We start from the raw sequence: 2,446 nt of genomic DNA, 5'->3' as shown, positions 1-2,446 counted from the left end.
CGCAAATTGTACCTCTGGCGCTGGAACGGTTCTAAAGCAACTTTGTTTGCAAAACTCGATCACACCAATCCAGTAATTAGCGTTAGCTTCAGTCCCGACGGCAAAACTATTGCTACTGCTACCGCTGCTGAGGACAAGCCAAGCGGGAAGAAAAAAGCTTTTGAAATTACCGGAGAAAAGAGAGTTTACCTGTGGCAATTTAACGGTTGGTCCGCAAAAATTATGAAAACTCTCGACCACCGGGACAGCGTTAAAAATGTTAGTTTCAGTCCCGACGGTAAGACTATTGCTGCTGCTTGCGCTGACAAAAAAGTTTACTTGTGGGGATTTGATGGCAAGGCAGTTAATTTAACTGAAAAACTCGACCACAGCGATACTGTAGAAAGCGTGAGTTTTAGTCCCGACGGCAAATTGATTGCGGCGGCGAGTGGGGGAAATACTGTTAAACTTTGGGATTTTGACGGCAAGAAGGCGCTGCTATCGAAGACTTTGGAGTCGAGCGATCGCGTGTTGAGCGTTACTTTTAGCTCTGATAGCAAAACTCTGGGTTTTGCTAGTAGGGATAGGACTGTAATTCTCTTGCCTGTGGATAATTTGGAACTAAATAATATTATTGCTCGGAGTTGTCAGTGGTTGGGAGATTATTTGCAGAATGACCAGAATGTTGCTGAGGGCGATCGACTGCTGTGTCTGGGCTTTGGGAAGCAGGCGTTAAATAAGAGGAAGTAAACCTTGTTTTTAGTGAGGACTTCATTTCTCTCTCTGCCGATGAAGAAGGAATTCTCTTCATGACTGCTAACCTAGAGTTTAATTTAGATTAAAGTATCTATCTGTTGACTGGTGTTTTTGGCTTGAACTTTGCGCTAAAATTTTCGTAATAAACTTAACTCCTTTGGCGGTTCGCCCGCCGCATTAATCCGCAATTCCAATAAAAGGTAAACCGCATGGATGTCAACTCTCAAAATGTCCAACCAATCCCGCCATTCAACGAGACAAACGAGGAAACACCAGAGATAGGTGGCGGTTTGCCCGTAATAGAATATTGGGCAGAACATACATTATCCCCGGAAGGGCCGAAACTTTGGAAAACTTTGCTGCACAAGAGTGCTTGTTTGTCATGTTCTTGGGGTACTGGCGGACAGAAAGGAGGTTTTACAAATGAAGAGGGCGAAAAACTTCAGCGGTGCATGAAAAGCGTCGAAGCAATCTCCGCTGAAATCAAGCCCGCTATCTCTACTGAATTTTTTGAAAAGAAGAGTATTGCACAACTTCAGCAATTAACTTCAATGGAAGCCGACAGGTTGGGAAGGCTTAGTTTTCCGATGATTTTGCGGGCTGGTTCATCTCATTACGATCGCATTTCTTGGGAAGAAGTTTATCAAATTGCCGAAGCTGCGTTTCGCAAAACCCCGGAACGAGTGGCATCTTACAGTTCCGGCCGCTCTTCCAACGAAGCGGCTTTTTTGCTGCAATTGATGATGCGGGCGATGGGTTCCAATAACTTAGCAGATTGTTCAGATCTCTGCCACGCTCCCTCGACAACTGGCTTAAGCGAAATGTTTGCTACCCGCACCTCGGTAGTGAGCCTAGAAAACTTGAAGCAAGCAGATTGCGTCGTGCTCGCGGGCAGCAATTCTTCCTACAACCATCCCCGCTTGATGAACGAATTGATTAAAATTCGCGACAAAGGCGGTAAAATAATTGTAATCAATCCGGTGATGGAAATCGGGTTAGTCAAGTTTGGTTCTCCCGCATTTCCTGTCAAGTCGCTTATCCCCGGTTCCGATATTTCTTCCTTATACTTGCAACCAATTCCGGGCAGCGATACGGCGCTATTTCTCGGCATTCAAAAGTCTATAATCGAACAAGGATTGCTGGACGAAAAATACTTACAAACTTATACAGAAGGCTGGGAAGCAGTAGTCCAGCACGCCCGCCAAACGTCTTGGGAAACTATTACTGAAACCTGCGGAGTTTCCTGCGCCGAAATAGAGGCGACCGCCAAAATTATCGGCACGTCCCAGCGGGTTGTATTCGGTTGGGCGATGGGAATTACCCAACACGATAACGGTGTAGATAATGTTTTCAGCATCGCCAATACGGCATTGATGACAGGAAATGTCGGCAAAGAAGGGGCGGGATTAATGCCAGTCAGAGGACACTCAAATGTCCAAGGATTCGGCTCTATGGGGGTCACTGTGAAGCTGAAAAAAGAAATTCAACAAGCTTTAGAAAAGTTATTGAATCGTCCCCTCAGCCCTGTTAAGGGTTACGAAACTCGATCGCTCATTGAAGCAGCAGATGCAGGCAAAGTCGATACGCTGATCTGTCTGGGCGGCAACTTGTACGGGGCAAATCCAGATTCAAATCAGGCAAAACGCGCTTTAGCCAATGTTGAAACTATTATTTACCTTGCAACTAAACCGAACTTAGGACATTTTAGCGG

2 protein-coding genes are annotated in these 2,446 nt (G+C 45.6%); both read left to right on the top strand.

Annotation, left to right across the window (positions count from 1 at the left end; genetic code table 11):
- On the top strand, positions 1 to 729 hold a 729-nt coding region (locus QUA38_RS28490), incomplete at its 5' end, for a WD40 repeat domain-containing protein (protein WP_445305133.1).
- Between the two features lie 215 nt (positions 730 to 944).
- A partial coding sequence (locus QUA38_RS28485) for an FdhF/YdeP family oxidoreductase (protein WP_333167795.1) occupies positions 945 to 2,446 on the top strand: 1,502 nt, incomplete at its 3' end.

This window comes from Microcoleus sp. Pol12B4 (assembly GCF_036701385.1).
Taxonomy (GTDB): Bacteria; Cyanobacteriota; Cyanobacteriia; order Cyanobacteriales; family Microcoleaceae; genus Microcoleus.
The sequence above is the reverse complement of the archived record's forward strand: the minus strand, read 5'-3'. Positions and strand labels throughout refer to the sequence as shown.